The organism is Variovorax sp. P1_H12_2, assembly GCF_056405335.1.
Genome location: NZ_JBFUCI010000389.1, coordinates 1 through 6,202 on the forward strand (window position 1 = coordinate 1; position 6,202 = coordinate 6,202).

Genomic DNA, 6,202 nt, shown 5'->3' on the forward strand with positions numbered 1-6,202 from the left:
GGACATCTCATAGGTGGTCTGCGCGACGATCATGGTCTTGGCCTTGTCGCCCAGCACGTCGGTGAGGCCCTTGAGGAATTCCCTGCCGGAGTCGTCGTTCAGCGTCAGAACGGCGATCTTCGCGTTGGGATTGGCGCTCAAGATGTGTTGCGCGTAGATCTTGCCTTCGGTCAGATAGGTGGGCTGCCAGCCCATGGTCCAGGGGAAGGCCTTGGGGTCGCCGAAGCGCGTGGCRCCGGAGGCGATGAAGAGCTGCGGCACCTTCTTCGCGTTCAAGTAGCGCTGGATCGCCAGGTTGTTCGGCGTGCCCGGCACGGCGAACATCGCGAGCACCTCGTCGCGTTCGACCAGCTTGCGCGTCTGCTCCACCGTTTGCGCGGGGTTGAAGGCGTCATCGAGCGAGATGAAATTGATCTTGCGCCCGTTGATGCCGCCTTCGGCGTTCACCTTGGCAAAGTAGGCGGCTTCCGCCCTCCCGATGGTGCCGTAGGACGAGCCGGGCCCGGAATAAGCCATGACGTGACCGAGCTTGATTTCGGTGTCGCTCGCGCCCGTGTCATAGCGTTTTTCGGCCTGGGCCGTGAAGGCGGCGGCGAGCCCGAGCGTTGCCGCAATGCCGGCGCTCAGAAGGCGGCGTCGCGAGGCGTGGTGGGTCAAAAGGGTGGCACATGTCATGGTGTTGTCTCGGTTGTTCTCAAGGGAAGCGGCTGCCGACGGACCTCTCGCTGGGTCTCGTTCGGCGTTCGTGCCGGATGTTAGGTAGCTTCGCTCGCACATCCCATCGTCGGAACGGACGGTTGAGCGCGCCCGAGCGAGAGGCCATCCGTTCTCGTCGCTTCCGACGATCCAGGCCGGCCGCGTCCGCCTCATACTTGGCAGACAACGACGATTCGACGGAGACACGCTGTCCATGGACCTCACCCAGCCCTTGCACAAGGCCTTGCAGGAACGCCCGAACGCCACCGCCCTCGTGTGCGGCGAGCGCCGACACACCTTCGCCCAGGTCGCTGACCGCGTGGCGCGGCTCGCGGCCGTGCTGCGATCGCTCGGCCTGCAGCCGGGCGACCGCGTGGGCCTGCTGGCCCTGAATTCCGACCGCTATGTGGAATACCTCTACGCCACCTGGTGGGCGGGAGGCGTGATCAACCCGGTCAACATCCGATGGAGTGCGCGCGAGATTGCGTACTCGCTGGACGATTGCGACACCCGCATCCTGCTGTCCGATGCGCACTTCGGCGCCGTCGCGCAGCAGCAGCGCGAACTGTCTCGCTCGATGAAGCACCTGTTGCACTTCGGCGATGGCCCCGCGCCGGAAGGCATGGCCGACGCCGAAGCGCTGATGGCACAGGCGCAGCCCGTGTCCGACGCCAGGCGCAGCGGCGCCGACCTGGCCGCGGTGATGTACACCGGCGGCACCACCGGCCTGCCCAAGGGCGTGATGCTCACGCATGGCAATCTCTACGCCGGCCAGCTCTCGACCAACATGGCCGCCACGCGCCCGGCCGAATCCGTCGGCCTGAACATGGCGCCCATGTTCCATGTGGGCGGCGCCGGCCTCACGCTGCAGCTGATGATGCGACTGTGCACCCAGGTCATCATCCCCGCCTTCGACGAAGTAAAGGTGCTGGAGGCGATTCAGAACGAGCGCGCCAGCGAGACCTTCATGGTGCCCACCATGATCAAGCGGCTCATCGAGCACCCGCGCTTCTCCGAATTCGACACCTCCAGCCTGCAGCTGGTGCTGTACGGCGCGGCCCCCATCGACGACACCTTGCTGCTGCAAGCCATCGAGAAGCTGCCGCGTGCCGGCTTCTGCCAGCTCTACGGCATGACCGAGCTGTCGCCCGTGGTCACGGTGCTGCCCACGTGGTGCCACCGCCTCGACCAGCCGTCGGGCCGCCGGCGCTCGGCCGGGAGGCCCGTGCCCATCGCAGAACTTCGGATCGTCGATGTCGAAGGCCGTCCCGTGCCGAACGGCGCTGTCGGCGAGATCGCCGTGCGCGGACCGATGGTGATGGCCGGCTATTGGAACAAGCCCGCGCAGACCGCCGAGGTGCTGCGCGACGGATGGATGCACACCGGCGATGGCGGTTGCATGGATACCGACGGTTTCGTCTACGTCGTGGATCGGCTCAAGGACATGGTCGTGAGCGGCGGCGAAAACATCTACTCGGCCGAGGTCGAGAACGCGATCGCGCAGCTTCCGCAGGTCTCGGCGTGCGCCGTGGTTGGCGTGCCCGATGACAAGTGGGGCGAGCGTGTGCACGCGGTGTTGGTGCTGCGCGCTGGCGAAACCCTGAGCGCCGAGGCGCTGATGGCTCACTGCAAGACCCTGATCGCGGGCTACAAGTGCCCGCGCAGCGTGGAGTTCCTCGAAGAGATGCCGCTGTCGCCGGCGGGCAAGATACTGAAGTACAAGCTGCGTGAGCGGCACTGGCAAGGGCGCGAGCGGAAAGTGGCCTGACAGGAGGGCCCTGCCGATGGGCTACCCCGGCGAGTGCCACGCCCTCATGGCGGTCGTGGTCGGTCGTCGGAGAAACAGTTCAGTCGGCAGTGGCGACGCGGTTGGGCCCCATGTAGCCGAAAAGGTGGCCCGCCACCTTGCGCATCTGGATCTCCTCGGAGCCCTCGGTGATGCGGTAGCGGCGGTGGTGGCGGTAGATGTGCTCGAAGGGCTTGTGGCGCGAGTAGCCGATCCCGCCGTGCACCTGCATCGCACGGTCGGCAGCCTCGCACACCAGGCGGTTGGCCCAGTAGTTGCACATCGAGACCTTGTCGGAAAGCTGCTTCTCGACCTGCGGCTTGGGCATCTGGTCCATCTGCCACGCGGTCTTGCGGATCAGCAGGCGCAGCATCTCGATCTGCGTGGCCAGCTCGACCAGCGGAAACTGGATGCCTTGATTGCGCGCCAGTTCCTCGCCGAAGGGCTTGCGCTCGCGCGCGTACTTCACGCTCTCGCGCACGCAGTAGTCGGCCGCGCCAAGGCTCGACGCGGCCTGACGGATGCGGTTCTCGTGCACGAAATGCTGGGCGATGGCCAGGCCGCCGTCGAGCGGGCCGAGCACGGCGTCCTCGGGCACCCACACGTTCGTGAAGCTCACGCGCGGATGGTCAGTGGGCATGTTGAAGGTCCAGAGGTATTCCTCGATCTTGAGGCCCGCGGCCTGGGCCGGCACCAGCAGCGCGCTGATGCCGCGCGCATCGCCATCGCGGCCGCTGGTGCGCGCGAACACCACGCAATGGGTGGCGGTGTGCATGCCGGTGGCCCACATCTTCTCGCCGTCGATGCGAAAGCCCGCGCGGCCGTTGCGCACCTCGGGCACGGCACGCGTCTCCATGTGGGTGGCGTCGGAGCCGTGGCCGGGCTCGGTCAGGCCGAAGGCGAGGTGCAAGCGCTCGTCGAGCATGCCCTGGATGAATTCGTCGCACTGCGCGGGCGTGCCGAAGTCGCGGATGGCCAGCACGAAGGGGTTGTTGGCGACGATGGAGTGTTCGTTCTGCAGGTCGTTGTGCAGGCCCAGGCCGCGCGCGGCGAAGTGCTCGCGTATCACGGCCATCCAGAGGTTGCTGCCGTTGCGGCCGCCGAACTCGCCCGGTAGCCCGAAGCGCAGATGGCCCGCGCGGTCGGCACGGCGACGCGCTTCGGCCAGCAGGGCTTCCCATTCGGGACGCGGCAGGCCGCCGTTGTCGAAATCGGTGCGCGCCCATTCGCGGCGGTGGTCGAAGAAACGCTCGTTGTCGTCCTGCGCCTGCAGCGGTGCGATCTCGCGGTCGATGAAGGCGTCAAGTTCGTTCAGGTAGTCGACGAGGTCGCGGGGCAGGTCGAAATCCATGGGTCAGTCTTCCTTCGTGCCGGCGGCATAGCCGGGCTGGTTGATGGCAAGTTTGTCGCGTGTGGTCTGGCGCAGGTGGGCGACCAGGCCCGGGGTTTCGGGACCGAGCCGGCCGGCGGCGATGCGATCGCAGAGCAATCGGTTGGCCGCCGCCAAGTCGGCGGGCACATCGGATCCCAGCAGCTCATGCAGCCGCGTCGCTTCGCGCGCCTGCGCCTGCGGACCGAGCTGCACTTCGCGCCGGACGATGTCGAGGGTGTTCGCGGCCACGCGTGCGTGGAAGGCCACCCGGCCCTCGGTGGCCGGTACCACCTGCTCGCGCAGGAAGGCGGCGACGGCCTCCAGCAGTTCAATGACGTCGGGACGATCCTGCATCAGATGGCCTCCTCGGGCACGAGCAGCGCCAGCAGGTCGGACTCGACCTCCGACGCACGGCGGCCAATGGCGGCTTTCTCGACGTCGCGCTCGCGGCCGCTGAGCCAGGCATGCGCCATGGCTTCACAGACGATGCCCCATTTGAGCGTACCCAGCACTTCCCACCAGTGCACGCGGTCCGCGTCGACCCGCCCGCCTTCGGCCTCGTAGCCTTCGAACAGTTGCTCGCGCGTGCCGAAGCCGCCCACCGGCAGTTCGCCGCGGCCAAAGCGCCAGGAGCGCACGCACATCCAGCCGAGGTCCTCCATCGGATCGCCGAGATGCGCCAACTCCCAGTCGAGCACGGCGCGCAGGCCCTCCTCGCCGACCATCAGGTTGCCGTTGCGGAAATCGCCATGCACGAGCACCGGTGTCGACACGTCGGCGGGCGCGTGTGCGCGCAGCCATCGGAAGGCGAGTTCGAACACCGGCCGTGCGGTGCCGTGGCTGCGGTGCAGGCCGATCTGGAAATCCAGTTCGGCTCGCGCGGCGGCCGTTCGAAGCGATGGCAGGCCGAGCGCGGGCAGGCGGTGGATGCGCGCCATGGCCGCGCCGCACTGGTGCGCCAGCACGCGGCGCGCGCCGGCCAGCCGGGCATCGCGCACGATGCGGCGGCCCAGCGTCTCGCCGTCGATCCGGTCCATCACGAAACCTTCGCCCAGTCCGTCGGCGGGTTGCAGTACATGCCGCACGCCGGGCACTGGCACGCCGCCTGCGCGCGCAGCGTCGATCAGTTGCGCCTCCGTGCCCAGGCCGGCGGTGCCCTGTGCGCGCGCGCCTGAGGCATCGGCCGCGCAGCGCAGCACCAGCGGCAAGACAGACTGCGCGCCTGCCATTGCCACGTCGAAAGCCCAGGTCTGCTGACTGGCGCCGCCTGAGAGTCGGCGCAGCGCCTGGACCGCCTGGCCGGGCGCCATGCGCCCGGCCAGGCGTTGCAGCGCGTTTGCAACGAGCGTCGCATCGTCGTTCATTCGTTGTTTCGTGATGTGGCGCGGCGGCTATCTGGCGCGGGCGAAGCGCTCCTGGATCTTGCGCAGCAGGCCGATCACGCCACCGGGCATGGCGAACATGCAGGCAATGAGCACCACGCCGTACACCGCCCAGGGCACGGCCTTGGAGATCTGCTCGGCCAGCGAGGGCACAAACATGATGAAGATGGCGCCGAAGATGGCCCCGTACAGCGTGCCCACGCCGCCCACCACGATGCCCACGAGCAGCGAGATCGAAAGGAACAGCGTGAACGAATCGGGCGACACGAACTGCACCGCGATGGCCGACAGTGCACCGCCTACGCCGGTGTAAGCGGCCGAGACGCCAAAAGTCATGGCCTTGTAGTGGTTGTTGTCCACGCCCATCGCCTCCGCCGCCATCGCGTGGTCGCGGATGGCGCGCATGGCCCGGCCGCTCCCGCTTTGCAGCAGGTTGTACGCGATGACGAATGCCACCACCGTGACGAACAGCGAGAACAGGTAGAGCCACTGGTCATCGCTGAGCGGCAGGCCGAAGGGTGCGGAGGGCTTCATGAGCACAATGCCCCGCACGCCGCCGGTCCAGGGCTCGAGGTGCTTGTACTTGAGCAGCTGCGGCATCGCCACGGCGAGCGCAAAGGTGGCCAGCGCGAGGTACACCCCTTCGAGCTTGAGCGCGGGCCGCCCGAACAGATAGCCGACGATCAGGCACACCACCGCTGCTGCCGGCACCACGAGCCAGTACGGCGCATCCGCATGTTCCATGAGCATGCCGGCGGTGTAGGCGCCGATGGCGAAGAAGGCCCCGTGACCGAGCGAGATCTGTCCGTTGTAGCCCGTGAGGATGTTCAGGCCCACCAAAGCGATGGCATACGACAGCACCATGGTCGCCTGGAACAGCTGGTAGCCGTGCGCCACGAAGGCGACGCTGGTGGCCAGGAGGATCAGCACGCTGACCCACATGAGCCTTTGACGCGAATCCACGGC

At 67.5% G+C, this 6,202-nt stretch carries 6 protein-coding genes; 1 reads left to right on the forward strand and 5 read right to left on the reverse strand.

Annotation, left to right across the window (positions count from 1 at the left end):
• The coding region (locus AC1D2K_RS27935) for an ABC transporter substrate-binding protein (protein ID WP_478092779.1) at positions 1–675 on the reverse strand (675 nt) is incomplete at its 3' end.
• Positions 676–910: 235 nt separating this feature from the next.
• On the opposite strand from AC1D2K_RS27935, the gene AC1D2K_RS27940 reads away from it, so the two are divergent.
• On the forward strand, positions 911–2,464 hold the full coding sequence (locus AC1D2K_RS27940) for a long-chain-fatty-acid--CoA ligase (protein WP_478092782.1): 1,554 nt from the start codon (positions 911–913) through the stop codon (positions 2,462–2,464).
• Positions 2,465–2,543: 79 nt separating this feature from the next.
• Here AC1D2K_RS27940 and AC1D2K_RS27945 read toward each other — a convergent pair whose 3' ends face one another.
• From AC1D2K_RS27945 to AC1D2K_RS27960, 4 genes are read right to left on the reverse strand one after another with little or no spacing between them, the layout of a single operon-like run.
• Positions 2,544–3,833 carry an acyl-CoA dehydrogenase family protein gene (locus AC1D2K_RS27945; protein ID WP_478092783.1) on the reverse strand — a complete coding sequence of 430 codons (1,290 nt, stop codon included), beginning with the start codon at positions 3,831–3,833 and terminating at the stop codon, positions 2,544–2,546.
• 3 nt (positions 3,834–3,836) lie between these two features.
• A complete protein-coding gene (locus AC1D2K_RS27950; RefSeq protein ID WP_478092784.1) occupies positions 3,837–4,208 on the reverse strand; it encodes a DUF6285 domain-containing protein in 372 nt (123 codons plus the stop codon).
• A complete protein-coding gene (locus AC1D2K_RS27955) occupies positions 4,208–5,218 on the reverse strand; it encodes a phosphotransferase family protein (RefSeq protein WP_478092785.1) in 1,011 nt (336 codons plus the stop codon). Before AC1D2K_RS27955 ends, AC1D2K_RS27950 begins: the two co-directional genes overlap by 1 nt.
• A gap of 27 nt (positions 5,219–5,245) precedes the next feature.
• Positions 5,246–6,178 carry a branched-chain amino acid ABC transporter permease gene (locus tag AC1D2K_RS27960; protein ID WP_478092786.1) on the reverse strand — a complete coding sequence of 311 codons (933 nt, stop codon included), beginning with the start codon at positions 6,176–6,178 and terminating at the stop codon, positions 5,246–5,248.
• Positions 6,179–6,202 lie beyond the last annotated feature (24 nt).

Coding starts and splice junctions, on each gene's coding strand:
- AC1D2K_RS27940 (WP_478092782.1), top strand. CDS start 911: ATGGACCTCACCCAGCCCTTGCACAAGGCCTTGCAGGAACGCCCGAAC.
- AC1D2K_RS27945 (WP_478092783.1), bottom strand. CDS start 3,833: ATGGATTTCGACCTGCCCCGCGACCTCGTCGACTACCTGAACGAACTT.
- AC1D2K_RS27950 (WP_478092784.1), bottom strand. CDS start 4,208: ATGCAGGATCGTCCCGACGTCATTGAACTGCTGGAGGCCGTCGCCGCC.
- AC1D2K_RS27955 (WP_478092785.1), bottom strand. CDS start 5,218: ATGAACGACGATGCGACGCTCGTTGCAAACGCGCTGCAACGCCTGGCC.
- AC1D2K_RS27960 (WP_478092786.1), bottom strand. CDS start 6,178: ATGTGGGTCAGCGTGCTGATCCTCCTGGCCACCAGCGTCGCCTTCGTG.